Below are 18,801 nucleotides of genomic sequence, written 5' to 3'. Positions count from 1 at the left end.
GCAGCAATATTGCTACCTCGTGAATAGACAAAGTCTATTCGGTTATAACGAGCGCAAATTCTTTTACGCCCGGGACTACATAATCAGTTGCCTTTTCAGTAGTCCACTCCGAGGTGATGTCGCAAATAGTTGTATTGCCGGCTTCCAGCACGACCGGCTCTCTGTTAATACAAAATTCTATTTACTTTTGCCTCATCATTGTTTTAATTATATTAAATTGTTAATTAATTTAAATTATTAGTTTGTGAAAGGAATCACTAACTTGTTTGGATTGTTGCTATCATATCCCGGAAACGAAGAAGAGTCAACACTTTAATCCAAATCGTTTAGCAATTATGAATGTTGAAATCTACTGTATCCGCTTTCAATACTGTTAAATCAATAGTCACGAAAATGTTAATAGTCTAAATAATTTTAAAAGAGATTGTTTACTTTGAATTTAGTGATGATTGAAGACTTGAACCACCAAAAGAATAGAGCTTGTCACAGCTGCATAGAATTACAACATCGCTTTTCATAATCTATAAAAATATATGCATTTACGTTATGAAGAGTTTTAATTGTGGGCATGCTATAAAAAGAATTTGAATTTCGATTACTCATAAGTCGGAGGTATCAATCATGAGTAAAGTTACTCGGAAAAAGAAGCTGTTGTGGATTTTGGGTGGATTCTTGATTTTACTATTCAGTGGAATTGGTTATCTATTAATGATGTATATGAATTTAACAGATACAGTGGACATGATGCATGAACCCATTGAACGTGAGCTATCAGACATGCGAGAAAAACCAGTAGTTTTTAAGGAATACGATCCTTTTTCGGTACTTCTACTTGGTGTAGATGAACGCGATAATGATGGTGGACGTTCCGACACGATCATCATTTTGGCCGTGAACCCTGTTTTAAAATCAACAAAAATGGTCAGCATTCCACGTGATACGTTAACAGAAATTGAAGGTAAAGGAGTTAGGGATAAAATCAATCATGCCTATGCTTTCGGCGGCATTGAGATGGCTATGAAAAGCGTAGAATACTTACTTGATATCCCAATTGATTATGTCGTCCAAGTAAATATGGAAAGCTTTAAGGAGATTGTAGATGCCATTGGTGGTATTACAGTAAACAACATGCTCGATTTTAAAGTTGGGGAAGAATCTTTTCCAAAAGGACAACTCTCAATGACTGGCGAAGAGGCACTCACCTTTGTTCGGATGCGTTACGAAGACCCTCGTGGAGATTTCGGCCGACAAGATCGTCAGAAGTTAGTCATTCAAGCAGTTTTGAAACAAGGAGCTTCCGTTAATAGCTTATTGAACTATAAAGGTATCTTTAGCGCAATTGGCAATAATGTTCGAACGAATATGACATTCGATGAAATGGTAGATGTACAAGCCAACTACCGTGACTCAGTAAATAGTGTCGATCAGATTTATATCAATGAAGGTCACGGAAAAATGATGAACGACATATGGTATTACATTATGAACGAAGATGAACTGGTTCGAACACAAAATGAGTTAAAAACTCACTTGGAACTATAAAAAAAGTCCTGACTGCAAATTGCATAGTCAGAACTTAATTAGCAATAAGACGTACTTCTAACTCGTTTGTTCTTTAGAATCAAGCGTTCCAATCTTTTGTCCATATTTAATATCCATTTCAAAAGAAAGAGTTTTTTCAATTTCAAAATCACATTCGTCTATAAATAACACAACAGTTGAACCAAATGAAAAGTAGGCCATTTCACCGCCTTTTTTCAATTGACTCGTTTCGTGGGTGAGATGAATGCTATTGATATTCAGCGCACCTACTTTTATGACGGCAGCTTTGACTTTTTCATTTCTTACCAATGTGATAAGACGGTAATTTGTTGATAATGGTTTATTGCCGTATTTCATACCTAAACTATTGACTGGATACGACTTCCCTCCGCGAGTCCATTGTTCTTCAACAATGCCATCTATCGGGCTATGTATTCTGTGATAATCCGTTGGTGATAAATAGAACAGAAAATAGGAGCCATTTTTAAATTCATCCTCTTTGTTTTTACAATCAAATATTTGTTCCATACTGTATTCTTGACCCTTTACAACAAATGTATCATTCTCAGAAACTTTACCGAAGGAAGACAATACCCCATCAACCGGACTAACAACCGTATTTACTCCGTCATCTATTTTACGGGCATCTGCTTTCAATGTCCTTGTAAACAACGCTTGTAAGCTTGTGTATTCTTGAAGAGGACTTTCCATCTCATCAACATTTACTTTATATAACTTAACAAACGACTTGTTTAGTGACCTGCTCCAACGAGAAGATGTGAATTTCTTCAATACATTTGATGAAATTGGGTGTCCTGTTAATTCGACCAAAGATTTAAAAAGTATTTTCCTCAAAATAACACCCCTAACAAATAATTTAGTAGTATAATAAAAAAAAAGCCATTTCCTATGGACATGGTACAAGACGGGAGTGATAAATTTGTCTTTCACTAAAAGTGTGGATACAAAAAAGAAACTACTTCTTAATCAATCTGCCAATATATTAACGATGCTCAATCTAGGTTCAGGCTCCATGGCACTCATACTAATAATGAAAGGTCATGCCTCATTAGCCGCGGGTTTAATATTTCTAGCCGCTATTTGTGATATGTATGACGGAAAAGTCGCAAGAAACCTTAACATCTCTTCAGATTTTGGTAAGCAATTGGATTCTTTAGCTGATTTAATCTCTTTCGGTGTGGCACCCGCTTTACTTATTTACCAAAGCATTCTTTTTCAATATTCTATTGCCGGCATTTTACTTACAGTCATGTACATTTTATGTGGTGCTATTCGTTTGGCACGATTTAACGTCACAACGTTCACTGGTAATTTTCAAGGCTTGCCGATTCCAGCAGCAGGTTGTCTTCTAGCTCTATTCTTCTTAATGAAGTTTTACATTCCTTCTGTCTTCTTTATGTTTATCTTACTTGGTTTATCCGTTTTAATGATTGGTACTTTTAAAGTGAAAAAGATTTGATTTCAGTTATTATATACTTTTTATAAATTTTACCACGTTTACCATCATAAAGCGCACTCTTATTAAAAAGGTGTCTACCTGTATTGTGGTAGACACCTTTTCATTTTGGATTGTGCGATATATATCGAACAAAAGAATTCTGCTCTGTTACCCGCTGATTTCCGTTCCGACCGGACGCGTTCCATGGGGCGTGCGTCGAGCCTCCTCGTCGCGAAAACCACGCTCCTGTGGGGTCTCGCCTGTCTTCGGGACGAATTGGAATTCATTCGTCCTTAATCCCATTGAAGTGTTTGAGCCGTGGTCAACACGATGTTGATTATGCAGTCGTTGCAACAGGACGTCGCGTACTTAGACTGCGTCTGCACTACAATCAGCTAGAATGTGTAAAAACAATAAATTCAATATGAAAATAAAACAGGGAAGATTCTCTTCAGGGCAAGTCCACCAAAGTTCTTAATCAACTTTATTTGATAAACACCCTTTTTATAGCTAACTAGTTCCCACTACTTTTCATCCGTGGATTTAACCAGCATTCTAAGACCTATTGAAAGTGCCCAGGCATTGTTCGTTTCGTCGAAATGAAAACGGATTGGCTTTTCGATTGGGAGCATCACCAATGTCTGTTTGTCGCTTGCGCGTAGTTGGAATGTTTTATCCGCAACGATTGCCGTCATTAAAGCGCCTTGCTCTACGATTCGGATTTTTGCTCCTTCATCTGATCGATAAATTCCGAGCATAGGTTGTAGTTCAGTATCTGTTATTTCATAGTGCGGTTCAATGCTTCTTTTATTATCAATCGGGATATTTAACGCTGTATTCACTGCTGCGAGCCAAATTGCATCCGCATTTACGTCGCTTAAGTTCGTTAAGACAACCGCTACGATACCCTTTTCTGGAACAAAACCGAAATTGGAAGATACACCTGGTTGTCCTCCGCCGTGTTCTACCAATGTGACGCCCATATAATTCGGAGTCGATTTTAACGCATATCCGTAAAAGCTGTTGCCGAATACTTGGTGCACGTGTTTAGCCATTTCAGAGGTATATTCTTTCTTGATGATTCGGTCTTCTAGTGCGTCTACATAAATCTGTCCGTATTTTAATAAATCCGTCACGTTTGAGCGAATGCCGCCCCCTACTGCATAATTACCTAATTCTGGCCACGAACAAGCTACGGGTTTTTCATTTTCTAACACATACGGTGTTGTGACGTTTTCGAAGTTCTGTAATTCATTGAGATCATATGTCGTTCGATTCATCTCTAAAGGTTTTAAAATGAAGGTTTTTATGTATTCCTGATAATTTTCACCTGTCACTTTTTCAATAATTGCTCCAAGTAAAAGAAACATATCATTGTTGTAGCAAAAATATTCGCCCGGTTTTCCTAGGAAAGTCCATTCCTTCCCATTTATATACTTCAGATGTTCATCAAAACCAGCTAATTCTTCTTTTCTTTCTGTTGTTGCAAGACCTGTTGTATGGGAAAGAAGATGTAGAATCTTTATTTCCTTCATATGGTTACAGTCAATTAATCGGAAATTAGGGAGGTGCTTGATCACAGAATCTTCGACTTGCAACTGCCCTTCCTCGACTAATTTCATAATTGCAAGTGCTGTAAATGATTTTGTAACCGATGCAACTCCAAATATTGTTTCAGGAGTGACTGGTTCATTTGTCGCTAAATTCCTCTTTCCAAAACCTCGCTCATAAATTGTTTTCCCATTTTCAGAAACAGTAACCGCAACACCTGGTATTTGTTCTTCCATCATCATTTGTTCAACGTACTTTTCGAATTCATTCCAACGACTCAAGTAGCATCCACCTAACTTTCTACAAATTCTAGGAACACGTCAAAATATAAAGAGCTGAATTAAACTAATCGGTTTTCCGGTTCTCGTCCTTCAAGAACATCGATAATCGCATATGCATTTAAATTCATCATCCCAATACGCGTGTCAATGCTCGCGCTACCGATGTGAGGCAATACGGTAACATTGGGTAGCGTTAGCAGCGGATGATTGGGATCTACAGGCTCTACTTCAAAAACATCCAATCCAGCTGCCCAGATTTGGTTGTTTTTAAGCGCAAAGTATAAAGCTTCTTCGTCGACAATTCCCCCACGCGCCACGTTAATCAGTACTGAAGTTTCCTTCATTAATTCAAGTTCGCGCTGCCCAATTAAACCCTTTGTTTCCGGTGTGAAAGGCGCAAGAATGACCACAAAATCCGATTGTATTAATAAGTCATCCAGTTCCTTGTATTCAAAACCATAGGCTTTTTCAGCCTCCAATTTCCGACTTCGGTTATGGTAAAGTACTTTCATGTCAAAGCCCATTGCACGTCGCGCGACAGCTTCCCCGATACGTCCCATACCAATAATTCCGATTGTCGCCCCGCCAACATCCATCCCTGTATAATCCATCGGCGTCCAAGACTTCCAGTTCCCTTTTCGAAGCTCACTTTCTGCTTCAATTAATTTACGGGCTGTAGCAAGAAGCAATGCAAATGTTAAGTCCGCTGTCGTATTTGTCAGTACACCAGGCGTGTTCGTTACAATTACCCCTTTAGACTGCGCCGCCTCAGTATCGATATTATTAAAACCGACGGCCAAATTGGAAACAACTTTCAATTTTTTCGCAGCATCAAACACTTCTTTGTCAATTTGATCGGCTATGACAGACCAAAGTGCATCCGCATCCGCTACTTCTTTTAATAAAACATCGCGTGGAACGGATTCACTTTCAGATTTCCACATACGTACAGTGAATTTCTCTTGAAGTGGCACAACGACTTCGTCAGGCAACTTTCTCGTGATAAAGACGACGGGTTTCATTAAACTACCTCCTTAATTTAAAAGAATATATTCAAAATAGACCTATTTCTAATTCAATAATCGCTGAATCACTTCATGGGTTAAATTTGGGACGATTTCATGCGAGAATTTAATTTCTGTTCGTTCATATTGTTTGTGACCGTCATACCCGTAAGGACCGATGTTAATAACAGGTACATTGATGGCCCGTATATCCTCGTAGTTTACAAAATGTTTCGTACCCCATCCCGGGTTATTGTTCATAACCGCATCAATTCCATCTTCGTCATCACTGAGTGCCATAAAACTTGCATCGGAAATGTACGGGAAAAAGTTTTTTGTAACGATTGGATGCTCATATGCCGGCTGTACTTGTTTAATTGCTTCATCAAGAGCATTTAACAAGTTCTGCTCATTCTCGTCTTTCCCAGTCACTTCAATTCTCGGGGAATACAAAGATGAATAAAATAAAATGATGACAGGTTGCTGATCACTCATCCATTTACACGCTTCTTCAACAACGCGGGCTGCGAACATTCGTGTATCGAGATCCTTTACCGCCATGAGATCTTCCTTAAACTTCTTCATATGGTTGATATACGTTTCGCCATGCTCATCCGTTAGTAAGGCATCCAATTCCTCATAAATATAGACCCTTGGCTTCCACGTAATTTCTCGAACAGGTTGGTTGCTCAATTTACTGTATTGCTCATATTTACGTTTGAATTCATCCAATGCATTCTGGAAAGCAATTTCAGCCTGCTCTTTCAACATTACAAGAACATCTTGCGGAGACCACGAATGTACAAAAAAATTATAATAAACAAAAGCGGACAATGCAGTTTGAACGGTATATGTAGGTTTTAAATCCGTCTGCTTCAACGATACTGGCGGCACAGTCACTTCCCCATATGCTTCATTGCATAAATCTGGATTGTAACTGATTTGCTTCGTTAGTTCTGCCACAATAAAGTTCGGATCGATTCCATCAAAACAAGTTCCAACATGAACTTCTTCCCCGGTGATAAAAAACGAAGGCAATAGTTTTCCTACTGTTCCTTTATAAATATAACGGTTTTCATCCCCATCAAACCTCGGGGTGACAAAGTCCGCATTCACTGCACCAATATAATCAAAACCATTTTCCTCACGGAGCGTTATTAACTCTTTAAGCGCAGATAATATGCCACGGGATCCATCTTCTTCGTCACATTCAGTGATGACAACAAGATTTCCTTTTAACTTTTCGGGATGCTCTGAATAGTATTTAAGCAAATACAAATTACTTGCGACACCACTTTTCATATCCAGGGTACCTCGTCCAAAGAGATATTCGCCAGATTCAAGATGCTCGGTAACAATTGTTGGAAGCGGTTCTAATTTCAGTGCATTCATTAGCTCGTCTGGATTGCACGCATGTGTTTTCAAATGATTGAAATCCTCAATTCCTACCGTATCCATATGTCCCATCAAGAGGACTGTTTTATCACTCGGTTCTTTCGTTCCTTTGACGAATGCAATGACATTGTAACGTTCAATATCGTCATCAATGGTTTGCTGGTATCTGACGAAAGTAGGATTTTTCTTGAAATAAGGTAGCTTTTTAATCCAATCATGAACTACTTGGCTCATTTCAATTTCACCGCCCAAGTTCACAACGCTATTCGTCTGTACAAGTTTTTTTGTTAAGGCGAATACTTCTTCACGACAGAGTAACATATACATATCCCCTAACCTATTTGGTATAAGAATCCTCATTCAGTTTAGCATAAACCCAACCCGTTTTCAGACTTCATAGAGTTATCGAAATCGAAATTTAATGAAAAGAAAAAACGCTACCTAAGTAACGTTTTATCCTCCAATATAGCTCATTCCAATTTTCTTTCGATTTTTTGCAGTTTGTTCCGTACGTTCATCTGAATATCGATCTGTTCGACCTTCCCATACATTTCGAATTGCTTCCAATAACTCATCATCGGGAAGACCACTGCGAATCAGTTCTCTCAAATCAAAGCCTGAAGACGCAAACAGACATGTATAAAACTTCCCGTCTGACGAAAGACGAGCGCGGGTACAGGACGAACAAAAGGATTCGGATACGGATGTGATGAAGCCTACTTCAGATTCGCTATCCATATAACGGTAGCGTTTTGCGACTTCACCAAAATAGTCTTCATCAGACGGTTCCATCTCATACACTTCACTCAGCATTTCGTAGATTTCTTTTTTCGTTACAACTTTGTCGAAACTCCAACCATTATCGTTTCCAACATCCATAAATTCAATAAAACGCAACGTAATTCCACGTTCTTTAAAATAAGCGGCCATTGGTAGAATTTCGCTTTCATTAACACCCTTTTGCACAACCATATTCACCTTAATTTCAAAGCCGATTTCTCTTGCAAAATCAATATTTGAAAGTATAAAATCAGGCTTTATGCCACGGCCATTTAATACTCCAAAAATTTCTGGGTCAAGTGCGTCCAAGCTCATATTGAGTCTTCTAAGTCCCGCATCGTACAACGGTTGCGCAGCCTGACGTAATAATACCCCATTTGTCGTAAGGCCAATATCTTCAATGCCGTCTATGACAATTAACTTCTTAACTAGATCTGGAAGTCCTCTTCTCATAAGTGGTTCTCCGCCTGTTAGACGCAACTTCTTAACACCAAGTGATGCAAAAAGTTTTGCTAAACGCTCGATTTCCTCAAATGACAAAAGTTCACTCTTTGGTAAAAAAGCATAATCATCACCGAAAACTTCTTTAGGCATACAATATGTGCATCTGAAATTACAACGGTCCGTTACCGATATTCGTAAGTCTCGAATCGGTCGGCCCAATTTATCTATAATCGTTTGCATGGCTTTAACCTCTCTCCAAAACATCTGGCGTATTCACATTTGTAAATACAAGCTCCTCGTTATCCGTGAGCAAGTATCCAGGAATCCAACATGAATGATTTTCATCCAATAACCTCATCACACTTAACCGTTCATTCTCAAGTGCATTTCGAAGGGCGTTCTTAAAATGATTATCCCATATTGAAACCAATGGGTGTCGCCTCTCTTCTGAAATAACCGCCGTGATTCCTTTTTTGTGATAGCCCATTAACTTTTCGAGCACTTCCGAAGTTACATAGGGCATATCCGTAGGCAACACAACGTAGCGGTCCGCTTCCACAGATTCCATACCGGACAGGATCCCTGCAAGCGGACCGAGGCCAGCAAATTCGATGATGTCGGTTAGGACATAATCTTCTTCTCTATGACGTTGAATGAGTTCGGGGCGAGTTACAATTACTACTTGATCACAAAGAGGACTGAGCACATCAACAGCAATTTCATAAAAGTGTTTGTCTCCGCTCATGGCAAATGCTTTTGGCGAGCCAAATCTTCTAGAAAGACCCCCTGCTAAAACGATGCCTATTGTTCTCAACCGCCGCTTACCGGAGGAATAAAGGCACATATATCACCAGATTGTATTACATCTTCTTTCAATGCGTATTCCTCGTTCACCGCAACGTGAATCGTATCTTTTCCAAAACCGGGATACGTCTCCTCTGCCCAATCAAGTAAATCCTGTACAGTTATATTGTCTTTTTCAAGCGTTTCATTCGATTTTCCTGTTAACTCGCGCAGCCTTGCAAAGTAATTTACTTTAATCACTTTGGTTCATCTCCCTTCATTCGGATACTTTTTCTGTCCACCAATCCATTCTTCTCCGTCTTCCCATATTTCTTTCTTCCATATGGGAACAACTTCCTTCAATCGCTCAATTGCATATTCATTTGCTTCGTATGCTGCTTTTCTATGAGCCGAAGAAACAGCAATTAGAACAGCAATATCTGAAATTTGAAGTTCCCCAACTCTGTGTACAATCGCTACTTTAACGCCTGGCCATTTGGACTCCATTTCAGCCCCTATTTCCGCCAACTTTTTCTCCGCCATTGGGATATAAGCTTCATATGAAAGATATAATGTTCGAACACCGTGCGTCCACTCGCGAACATTGCCCGTGAAAATCGTTACCGCCCCGGCACCTGCATGAAGAACATAGTCCGAATACTTCTGTATTTCAATGGGTGTATCCACAATTTCAAATGCTTTCATTTCAAAACTCCTTTTCGACCCATTCCATAAGCCAGTTATCAAGTTGGTCATTGTCCATATTTCGAACGACGAGCTCTATATCTGTAAGGTTTTTCAACTCTTCCCAGTCCGTTTCATCGCGCAGTAAAAGAACTTTCTTACCTGTTTCTCGTTTATATCCTTCTATTAATAAAATATCTGGATGATCCATCTTTGCAATCTCTTTTAATCCAATGAAGTCGGGTTCTATGCTCATATGAAGCTGAAGAATACCTCCGCCTGCAACAATCGTCGTATTTGCACCTTTCGCAAAAAAACGCATCGTATCCGTCGATAAATCCGGCATTTCTGGTGTGCCACCATGCCCGTGATGTTTGAGCACTGCAACCTTATATCCATTCGCTTTCAGTAGTTGAACCCATCTCAAAATAAGAGTTGTTTTACCGCTGTTTTTAAACCCTACGACATGCAGTGTTTTCATAGCACCCAATCCGCAACGCCTTGTTCTGCACCTAACAAAAGGATATCAACTTTCATACCCACGGTAAAACCCCTTGTTCCACTTGGGAGTACAATGATGCAGTTGCCACGTGCGATGGATGACACCGCACTTGATTTATTAAATCCTGCGGGCCTTGCAACAACCCCATCAGGCGTACTTTCCCAAATTGCACGAACAAAACGTGTGAATGGGTTTGGCTTTTGGAAGTCTTCCGAGAGTTCAGCAGTCATCCGAGGCATATACGGTTTATCCGCGCCCATCATAGTTAGAATCGCGGGTCTTGTAAACAGTTCAAATCCTGTAAAACATGCTGACGGGTTACCCGAAAGACCAAATAGCAGCTTCTTATCCAACACAGCGACCGTCGTGACGCTACCGGGCCGCATCGCTACTTTATTAAATAAAACCTTCGCACCAAGGCGCTCATAAATCAGTGGTAAATGATCATAATCTCCAACAGAAACGCCGCCTGTTGTTATGAGTACATCCGTTTCCTCGATTGCTTGCGCGACCATTTGAGCACATGAATCTAAATCGTCTGCGTGCATACCATAAGACTTATAATCAATTCCCATTCGGTCAAGCTGGGCCATAATCATTGGTCCATTGGAATTCCGAATCTTCCCCGGCACAAGTTCTTCATCCACATTCAACAGCTCTGTTCCAGTAGATAAGATGCCTACAACAGGCTGTTTGGCTACGTTTACATGCGCATAGCCGAATGTAGCCAGAAGAGCGATTGTTCCAGGATGAATGAGTGCTCCTGCATCAATGAGAAGTTCCCCATCTTTCGCGTCTTCGCCTTTAAACGAGATGTTTTCACCTTTGGAAAAGGGTTTGCGTATTGTAAATGCATCTTTCGTTTCTACTGTTTGTTCAAACATTACGACAGCATTTGCATTTTCAGGAATTAAAGCTCCCGTCATAATGCGAAAAGCTTCGCCTTTATTTATCGGACGGTCCGCCACATGCCCTGCTCCAATTTCTCCAATAACACGAAATGGAACACGCGAATCTCCGGATGCACCATCCGTGTCTTCCGAACGAATTGCGTAACCATCGTAAGGAGATCTATCAAAGGGAGGTACATCGTGTTTTGCAAGAAGTGGTTCAGCAAGGATTCGACCATAGGCATTTTCTAGAGGGATTTCCTCGTTTCCAAGCGGATACGCGTGTTTCATCACAAGTTCGACTGCATGTGCTACTGGAATAGGCTTTCTGATTTCAACCACATTTTTCACTCACTTTCTTCTGTTATACTTAAGAGCAGATCGGTACTCTATTTTGAAAGGACTGACTTCCATGTCTAAACTAACTCATTTTAATGAACAAGGACGCGCAAAAATGGTCGATGTCTCTGAAAAAACTGAAACAGTGCGAACAGCTATTGCAAAATCCTCGATAATCGTCAATGAAACCATACACGAACAAATTACAGAAGGTACAAATAAGAAAGGCGATGTGTTCGCTGTCGCTCAAGTCGCTGCAATTATGGCAGCCAAAAGTACATCCTCAATCATCCCGATGTGTCATCCAATCCCTCTAACTGGTGTTGATGTCCGTTTCGATTGGTTAGTTGATGAGACAACCGCCCATTTCGAAGTACAAATACAAGCTGAAGTAAAGACAAAAGGGGTTACCGGTGTTGAAATGGAAGCTCTCACAGCCGCATCTGCTGCCGCTCTAACCATTTACGATATGTGTAAAGCAGCTGGTAAAGAAATGGTGATTGGACCTACAATGCTCCTTCGCAAAACAGGTGGAAAAAACGGTGATTTTGATCGCACGGAACAGTAATTAAATTCTAACGTATTAATCATCCAAGTGTTTCGTGATTTCATGCACGACATGGTGGAGTTCTGGTAGGACAAGTTTGTCCATTAGGAGCTCCACTGCTTTCACTGATCCAGGTAACATAAAAACTACTTTGTCTTTTATGACTCCGGCATTTGCCCGGCTTAAAAGTGATTTAGATCCAACATCCTCATAACTAATCATTCGGGCCAACTCTCCAAAGCCATCGATTTCCTTCGTGAAATATGGTTTCAACGTTTCAGGTGTTACGTCACGAAAACCAATACCTGTTCCGCCTGTCGTAATGATTCCATGAATGTCCGGATTTCGTAACCATTTCTCAACGATCGACTCAATTGCCATCCTGTCATCTTGACAGATCCACGTTTCAAAGATTTTATGGCCCGCTTTTTCAAGTTTTTGGCGAACGGTCCACCCACCGCGATCATTGGAAATGGTTCGTGTATCACTTGTTGTGAGAACGCAGAATACTAATTGTTTTTGTGTGTTTAGTTCATGTGTATCCGACAATCCAATTCCTCCTTACCCAAAGAACTGATGATATAATTTACGGCCTTTTTTTAAATCTTTTAATCCATGGATGAGCAATCGTCCGTTACTAAATAAGATGCACCGAAACGATTCAACTGTAAATTCTACAAAAAATGGTGTCACTTTATATTTTGCGCCAAGACGTATTGCAACAGCTTCACCGTCTGCGATTGTCAGTTTACGACTCGCTTCCGGTATCACTTGAACGGTAGCACGGCCACATAAAATGGCATAACCCGTTCCCTCAGTTTCAACCAGAGCTGGATACAGCGGATTTGGACCACATGTTTCACATTCCGCATTTTTCATACGGGAAATACCCGCTTCTACATGCGTACTATTCCAAACGTCAAAATGGAAGAGTTTTTTCCGCATCGCATCCTTATTTCCTGTTAGCCATTTGAGTGCCTCGGCACTTTGATGAGCAGCGGTAATTTGTACAGCTGGCGCGATGATACCTGTTGTATCACATGTTTCGTTTACTGCTGGTAAAACCGGAAGCAAACACCTAAAACAAGCGGACTCACCGGGTATGAACGGAAAAACGGTTCCTGAACTCCCTACACAAGCGCCGTAAATCCAAGGAATTCCTCGTTTCCAAGCGATATCATTCATTAACAAACGCGTCTCAAAATTATCTGTTGCATCTAAAATAATTTGAGCGTCCTTTGTAATTTCTTCTATAAGAGGTCCGTCGATATGATTGAGCACCGCAGTAATCTCAACGTCTTGCCTAATTTTTTTAAGTCTCTTTTCGGCGGCGATTACTTTGGGAATTCCTTCAAGTGCATCCTTTTCAGTAAACAACTGTTGCCTTTGCAAATTACTCGATTCAACATAATCCCGGTCCGCAATCGTTAGTTTTCCAATTCCAGCACGCACAAGGGTTTCTGTGATTGCGGATCCTAGTGCTCCGCATCCAATTACAACTGCATGAGCAGTACTTAGTTGTGCCTGTCCCGAGTTTCCAATCGGTTTAAATAATGTCTGTCTTGAAAAGCGATTTTCCATCGGACTGCACCCTTTCTATAGCAAAATTAAAAGCGGGACTCTATCCACGATGAGGTGCCCTAACGAATTTACTTAAACATACTCAAAACTATTCAACTTTTTTATGCAGGAACTATTTCTGCTAGAAATCTAATAGTTTTTTTCGAAGAGCATATTCCACAAGTTCAGGCCTATTTTTCAATTTCAATTTTTCCATAATCTTTGCTTTATGTGCTTCTACTGTTTTCACGGAAATAAATAGTTTCTCAGCAATTTCTTTATTTCCATATCCTTTTGCAGCAAGTGGTAGTACTTCAATTTCTCGTTTCGTCAAAATTTTAAAAGGATCGTCTTCCAATATAGATGTATCGTATTTAATAAATTCACGAACAAGTGAAGTTGCCATCGAAGGATGGATATACGTATCTCCGGCATATACCGTTCGGATCGCCATCAACAACTCTCCGTCTGGAGCATTTTTAAGGACATAACCAGAAGCCCCATTTTTTAATACATGATACAAATACTCTTCATCATCATGCATTGTTAGAATCAAAACTTTCGTTTCTGGAAAGTCTTCTGAAATTTTCCCCGTTGCAATCAATCCGCTTTCTCCGGGCGGCATACTGAGATCCATAATTAATATATCGGGACTATGCTTTGCAACTAAGGCATAAGCTTCCAAACCATCCGCAGCTGTTGCAACAACTTCCATATCATCTTGAAAGTTTAATATATGCATAAACCCGCTACGAACAACCGCATGATCATCCGCAATAATTATTCTCATTTAGCATCCTCCTTTTGAACATCTATCGGCAGTGGAATCGCTAAACTTACGACAGTACCTTTTCCAATATCCGTTTGAATTGCTAGTTGACCTGTCGCAAGATCCGCACGTTCCCTCATCCCGTAAAGACCCAAGCCCGTTCCCTTTGGATTAATATCGTTTAAATCGAAGCCGACTCCATTATCCGACACGATCAATTCAAGATTTCCATCTCTCTCAAAAAGTCGAACAGATATTTCATCAACACCAGCATATTTCAGTGCATTAAAGACAGCTTCTTGGCAAATTCGATAAACTACTGTTTCAATTTCACCATCGTATCTTTTAGCAGATAGTTCTGCTGTAAACTGAATTACGAATCCATAATTTTTTTCCATCCATTTAAAATGAGTTCGAAAAGCAGCTTCAAGTCCGAGGTCATCTAACGTTGCCGGCCTTAACTCAACGGACATGTGGCGAATATCATCCAACAAACGCATTATAGAGCCTTCCGTTTGCTGTACTTTTTTAAGAACTTCCACATTTATATCCATATATTTAAGCACTCGCAGATCTACAAGAGTACTGAGCATTTCTTGTGCCACTCCGTCGTGAAGTTCTCTTGATATACGTTTCCGCTCATCTTCTTGAGCTTTAATCACATTTTTTACCATCGTTTGATGATTCAATGTCTCTTGTGTTTTATATTGCTTAGTTAGATCTCGTAACATTAAAACGGATATCTGATTTTCATTGTCTATTGTTTGAAAACTTGCAGCATATGGAACAATGCCTTTACCTACTGTATCTAAATATACTTGAAATGAACTAAAATCATCTTGTGGACGAACAAGATAGCATGATCGACAGGTTTGAAGTTCTTTATCGTTCGTATATCCTTTACAAGCCATGCAAATTGCATCTTTATTGCCCAAAATCATCTGATTCAATACTGCTGGACTTAAAATCTTTTCTGCCGAAGGATTCATGGAAACCACTTTTCCATTTCCATCAAAAAAGAAGATGGACTCAGATGAATTGTCGTACATTTTCATTAACAAGTCTGTCAATTGAACACTTCCGATTGGCATCAATGTTTCACCATCTCCTTATTGTAAAACGGACCAAATCTCGGTCCAATTTCAATATTCAGTCTTTCGAATTCTTCACATGTCATTCTTTTCTCTTCACGGTATCCCACTAACAGGACTCCTTTTACACGATTGTATTTATACAGCGGTATTGCACCAAAGCTTTTTATGTTTTCCGCTACAACGATTGGATACGTAAATAAGTCGCTTTTTCCATACAGTTCTTCAACTTCTTGAACAAGCATTGCTTTTCCCGTCTTAAAAACTGTTCCGGCGACACCTTTGCCAGACTGCAACGTTACTTTTTTATATCGATTACTAATATTTCCTACACTGTACTCCCACTTTAAAGAAAATTGATTTTCCGCAGGTTGGACAAGTGCCAATCCTACAAAGTCGAATCCAAAATATTCTTTAAGTTGTTCTAATTTATGTTGATAATTGAATTTCATTTCTTCATTCATAATATTCTCCTAATTAATCAGTCTGGACGTTCCGTTCTATATAGGATATAGCTTCTACCAACATAATTCAATGGTACACAACACACATGAACGAGTATTGTAAACAGTCACATCGCTAAAATTAAGAAACCTGAGTCTACGTGAAGTAGAAATTCAAGCGGAACACCCGTCTTATATGCACCATTTGGTCTGAATATAAGATTCATACTCGGATGATCCCCTGTTTCCAATCTGCAGATTTATCTTTACTAAAATATTCATGAGAACCCTTTCCAAAAGTACATATAAAAGAGGCGTACACGATGTAATTCGTGTACGCCTTTCATGTGCAAATCTATTTAAACAGTAAATAAAATGATTAAGATAGTTTAAATCGTTCTACAACATCTTGCAGTTCCCCTGCTATTTTATTCATTTGAGTTGTAGAATCAGCGACTTTTTCTAGTTCCGCTTGCTGTGAAGCAGATGATGCACTTACTTGTTCAGCAGATGCAGCAGTTTCTTCAGATACTGCGGAAACGCTTTGAATCGCTAACATCGCTTGATCTTTTTGTTCCATCATTTCGGATAACTCCATAGAAAGCTCTGATATCGATGTTGAAATCTGTTCTGTCAGTTCTGCATTTCTAATAAACGACGCTTCAGTGCCTGAAACAGACTCGTTTTGACCAATCATCAACTCAACGTTCATATTAATAACGGATACCGTTTCCTGAGATTCAATTAATATTTCTTGAACAGTTTTCTGAATGACTTGTGTTTCATTGCTGGATTGTTCAGCAAGTTTTCTAACCTCTTCAGCAACTACCGCAAATCCTTTTCCGTGTTCACCAGCCCTTGCAGCTTCAATACTCGCATTTAAAGCAAGTAAATTTGTTTGAGCTGTAATTGCCTGAATTGAAGTGATCACTTGATTGATCGACGATATCTTTCCTGTCAATACGTCGATTTGTTGCTGAACGCGTTCATTCATTTGATTTGCTGAGGCATTATGTTCTCGTAATTTATTAATTTCTTTCATTCCTGTTTCTGTAGAACCTAATGTACGTGTCGATAAAACATTCATACTTTCAGAGAGGGCAGATAGTTGATCCATTTTATCCGCCAATACAATGATTCGATGACTCGTTTCTTCTGTATCTTCTGACTGTTTGGCCGCACCATGCGCAATCTCATCGGTTGCCACTGAAACTTCTTGACTTGCCGCAACGACTTCTTCAAAAACTTGATGGACATGATTAGATGATTCATTCAATCGAGTAGATGAATCCATAACGATTTGAATGGCCTCATTCGTTTTTTTAATCATATCGTTATAAGCAAAAGCCACTGCTCCTATTTCATCATTCCGAATGTATTTATCATCGACATATACCGTCAAATCCCCTGCAGCTGCTGTTTCTATAGAACCTTTCAAATGCACAAGCGGTTTCATCTGTCTGAAGATAAACCCTCCTGTAACAATCGCCATCAGCACTACAATGACAACACCCGAGATAATCGTAAATACTAAAATCTGAGTGAAAGTCTCTAGTATGACTGATCTAGGTGTTACCGTTTGAACCGACCATATGTCACTGATGCCTTCTAAGACTATGGGTGAAAAGGAATTAAAAGCATCTTCATTAAAACTTTTCGAATCTACATATAAAGTTGATGATTTACCCGTATCCAGATCTGCCTTTACTGATGACCAGTCAATGGCATCCTTCATGTTCGTTCCATTCATCTCTTCTTTTAAACTATTCGCAGTAAGAAAACCAGCATTTGTAATAATTGAAGCATACCCACCATCAGGCTCAATTGTATTTACCAATTCATTCAGAAAGTCGATTGATATATCTGTTGTTAAAAGACCAAAAAAGTCTCCTGATTCCGTTAGTAAAGGAACGGAAATCGTTGTCATCATAACTGAACTTCCGCCAGCATTATAAAGATACGGTTCTGTCAATACGGACCGTTTTTCATTTTTCGGCATTTGGTACCAATCACTTGAATCTATTTCAGTTAAGGCTTCTAGTTTAATTTTCTCATCTTCTTTGTAAAGATAGGGAATAAATCGTCCCTGATTGTCGATCAAACTGTTTGCAACAGCATCTTCTTTAATGAACGAGTCTTTTTCAATTAAAGCAGCCATTCCCGTCGCATCACTACTGTTCTGCAAATTTTTCTCGATGATACTCGTAATCACTTCTGATGTTAGAGTACCTTTTGAGTGCAACATTTCAAGAGTATGCTTTGTAGTGTTCAGCATATTGTTCGTTTTTTCAAAACGTATGCTCAAAACGGAAGCGTTTTTCATGGAATTCTCAATTGCAAATTCTTCTGCATCTGCAATACTTTGTTTGTGCAAAATCGTACTAGTAACTGCGGTATAGATTAAAAACAGCACTAAAAAAAGGCCAATGATTAGGCCTGATAACTTCCAAGCAATACTCTTTGTTTTTTTCATTCAATAAACACTCCAATACATTTTTTATCCAATAGTACTAGTATCGGCTTAAATTAAGAAATAATAAATGATAACTAGCTTTTTCACAATCATTTATGTAAAATGCATCAAAAACGGACACACTTTCCAATTTAGAGACTGTTTCAGGGCAGGTTGTCGCGATTGCGGGGACAAAATACGTGATTGAGAGGACAACCTTGGGGATTCGGAGGACATTATGTGCTATTGAGAGGACATACTTGGTTTCAGGGGACATCCCTTGCG

At 39.4% G+C, this 18,801-nt stretch carries 20 protein-coding genes and 1 other annotated feature (1 of these 21 cut by a window edge); of the genes, 3 read left to right on the top strand and 17 right to left on the bottom strand.

Features of this window, described 5'->3' with window-relative positions:
- Window positions 1-208: a binding site (T-box leader), on the bottom strand (it extends 41 nt beyond the left edge of the window).
- 413 nt (window positions 209-621) lie between these two features.
- Window positions 622-1,542, top strand: a complete 921-nt coding sequence (locus tag ACFSFY_RS05130; RefSeq protein ID WP_381536104.1) for an LCP family glycopolymer transferase — start codon at window positions 622-624, stop codon at window positions 1,540-1,542.
- A 57-nt stretch (window positions 1,543-1,599) separates the two neighbouring features.
- On the opposite strand, the gene ACFSFY_RS05125 is transcribed toward ACFSFY_RS05130, so the two are convergent.
- Window positions 1,600-2,397 (bottom strand): phosphatidylserine decarboxylase, encoded by a 798-nt coding sequence (locus ACFSFY_RS05125; protein WP_381536103.1) that lies wholly within the window; start codon window positions 2,395-2,397, stop codon window positions 1,600-1,602.
- An 85-nt stretch (window positions 2,398-2,482) separates the two neighbouring features.
- Here ACFSFY_RS05125 and pssA point away from each other — a divergent pair, with 85 nt between their 5' ends.
- Window positions 2,483-3,022, top strand: coding sequence for a CDP-diacylglycerol--serine O-phosphatidyltransferase (gene pssA / locus ACFSFY_RS05120; RefSeq protein ID WP_381536102.1), 540 nt, complete (start codon window positions 2,483-2,485; stop codon window positions 3,020-3,022).
- Window positions 3,023-3,525: 503 nt separating this feature from the next.
- Here the strand turns inward: pssA and ACFSFY_RS05115 are convergent.
- The 9 genes from ACFSFY_RS05115 to ACFSFY_RS05075 form a co-directional block, all read right to left on the bottom strand.
- Window positions 3,526-4,833, bottom strand: coding sequence for a serine hydrolase domain-containing protein (locus tag ACFSFY_RS05115; protein ID WP_381536101.1), 1,308 nt, complete (start codon window positions 4,831-4,833; stop codon window positions 3,526-3,528).
- A gap of 59 nt (window positions 4,834-4,892) precedes the next feature.
- Window positions 4,893-5,855 carry a 2-hydroxyacid dehydrogenase gene (locus tag ACFSFY_RS05110; RefSeq protein WP_381536100.1) on the bottom strand — a complete coding sequence of 321 codons (963 nt, stop codon included), beginning with the start codon at window positions 5,853-5,855 and terminating at the stop codon, window positions 4,893-4,895.
- Window positions 5,856-5,903: 48 nt separating this feature from the next.
- Window positions 5,904-7,553 (bottom strand): M20/M25/M40 family metallo-hydrolase, encoded by a 1,650-nt coding sequence (locus ACFSFY_RS05105; protein ID WP_381536099.1) that lies wholly within the window; start codon window positions 7,551-7,553, stop codon window positions 5,904-5,906.
- A 132-nt stretch (window positions 7,554-7,685) separates the two neighbouring features.
- Complete coding sequence (gene moaA / locus ACFSFY_RS05100; protein ID WP_381536098.1) at window positions 7,686-8,696, bottom strand: GTP 3',8-cyclase MoaA; 1,011 nt, start codon at window positions 8,694-8,696, stop codon at window positions 7,686-7,688.
- Between the two features lie 4 nt (window positions 8,697-8,700).
- Window positions 8,701-9,270: a molybdenum cofactor guanylyltransferase gene (gene mobA, locus ACFSFY_RS05095; RefSeq protein ID WP_381536097.1), complete on the bottom strand. Its 570-nt coding sequence runs from the start codon at window positions 9,268-9,270 to the stop codon at window positions 8,701-8,703.
- Window positions 9,267-9,500 carry a molybdopterin converting factor subunit 1 gene (moaD, locus tag ACFSFY_RS05090; RefSeq protein WP_381536096.1) on the bottom strand — a complete coding sequence of 78 codons (234 nt, stop codon included), beginning with the start codon at window positions 9,498-9,500 and terminating at the stop codon, window positions 9,267-9,269. The genes mobA and moaD overlap by 4 nt, the downstream gene beginning before the upstream one ends.
- Window positions 9,501-9,506: 6 nt before the next feature.
- Window positions 9,507-9,944, bottom strand: a complete 438-nt coding sequence (locus tag ACFSFY_RS05085) for a molybdenum cofactor biosynthesis protein MoaE (protein WP_381536095.1) — start codon at window positions 9,942-9,944, stop codon at window positions 9,507-9,509.
- Between the two features lies 1 nt (window position 9,945).
- Window positions 9,946-10,404: a molybdopterin-guanine dinucleotide biosynthesis protein B gene (mobB, locus tag ACFSFY_RS05080; RefSeq protein ID WP_381536094.1), complete on the bottom strand. Its 459-nt coding sequence runs from the start codon at window positions 10,402-10,404 to the stop codon at window positions 9,946-9,948.
- Entirely contained in the window at window positions 10,401-11,657 is a 1,257-nt protein-coding gene (locus tag ACFSFY_RS05075; protein ID WP_381536135.1) for a molybdopterin molybdotransferase MoeA, read from the bottom strand. Before ACFSFY_RS05075 ends, mobB begins: the two co-directional genes overlap by 4 nt.
- Before the next feature lie 70 nt (window positions 11,658-11,727).
- Here ACFSFY_RS05075 and moaC point away from each other — a divergent pair, with 70 nt between their 5' ends.
- Window positions 11,728-12,222, top strand: coding sequence for a cyclic pyranopterin monophosphate synthase MoaC (moaC, locus tag ACFSFY_RS05070; RefSeq protein ID WP_381536093.1), 495 nt, complete (start codon window positions 11,728-11,730; stop codon window positions 12,220-12,222).
- Between the two features lie 15 nt (window positions 12,223-12,237).
- On the opposite strand, the gene ACFSFY_RS05065 is transcribed toward moaC, so the two are convergent.
- The 7 genes from ACFSFY_RS05065 to ACFSFY_RS05035 all read right to left on the bottom strand — a co-directional run bounded on the left by ACFSFY_RS05065 (window position 12,238) and on the right by ACFSFY_RS05035 (window position 18,537).
- Window positions 12,238-12,750, bottom strand: a complete 513-nt coding sequence (locus ACFSFY_RS05065) for a MogA/MoaB family molybdenum cofactor biosynthesis protein (protein WP_381536092.1) — start codon at window positions 12,748-12,750, stop codon at window positions 12,238-12,240.
- 12 nt (window positions 12,751-12,762) lie between these two features.
- Entirely contained in the window at window positions 12,763-13,782 is a 1,020-nt protein-coding gene (locus tag ACFSFY_RS05060; RefSeq protein ID WP_381536091.1) for a ThiF family adenylyltransferase, read from the bottom strand.
- A 121-nt stretch (window positions 13,783-13,903) separates the two neighbouring features.
- A complete protein-coding gene (locus ACFSFY_RS05055) occupies window positions 13,904-14,551 on the bottom strand; it encodes a response regulator (RefSeq protein ID WP_381536090.1) in 648 nt (215 codons plus the stop codon).
- The gene (locus ACFSFY_RS05050) at window positions 14,548-15,621 is read right to left on the bottom strand and encodes a sensor histidine kinase (protein ID WP_381536134.1); all 1,074 of its coding nucleotides are present in this window, start codon (window positions 15,619-15,621) and stop codon (window positions 14,548-14,550) included. Before ACFSFY_RS05050 ends, ACFSFY_RS05055 begins: the two co-directional genes overlap by 4 nt.
- The gene (locus ACFSFY_RS05045; RefSeq protein WP_381536089.1) at window positions 15,621-16,085 is read right to left on the bottom strand and encodes a GAF domain-containing protein; all 465 of its coding nucleotides are present in this window, start codon (window positions 16,083-16,085) and stop codon (window positions 15,621-15,623) included. The genes ACFSFY_RS05050 and ACFSFY_RS05045 overlap by 1 nt, the downstream gene beginning before the upstream one ends.
- Before the next feature lie 17 nt (window positions 16,086-16,102).
- Window positions 16,103-16,183, bottom strand: a complete 81-nt coding sequence (locus ACFSFY_RS05040; protein WP_381536133.1) for a hypothetical protein — start codon at window positions 16,181-16,183, stop codon at window positions 16,103-16,105.
- 260 nt (window positions 16,184-16,443) lie between these two features.
- A complete protein-coding gene (locus ACFSFY_RS05035) occupies window positions 16,444-18,537 on the bottom strand; it encodes a methyl-accepting chemotaxis protein (protein WP_381536088.1) in 2,094 nt (697 codons plus the stop codon).
- Between the last annotated feature and the right edge of the window lie 264 nt (window positions 18,538-18,801).

Source organism: Sporosarcina siberiensis, from assembly GCF_042681925.1.
GTDB lineage: Bacteria > Bacillota > Bacilli > Bacillales_A > Planococcaceae > Sporosarcina > Sporosarcina siberiensis.
The sequence above is the reverse complement of the archived record's forward strand: the minus strand, read 5'-3'. Positions and strand labels throughout refer to the sequence as shown.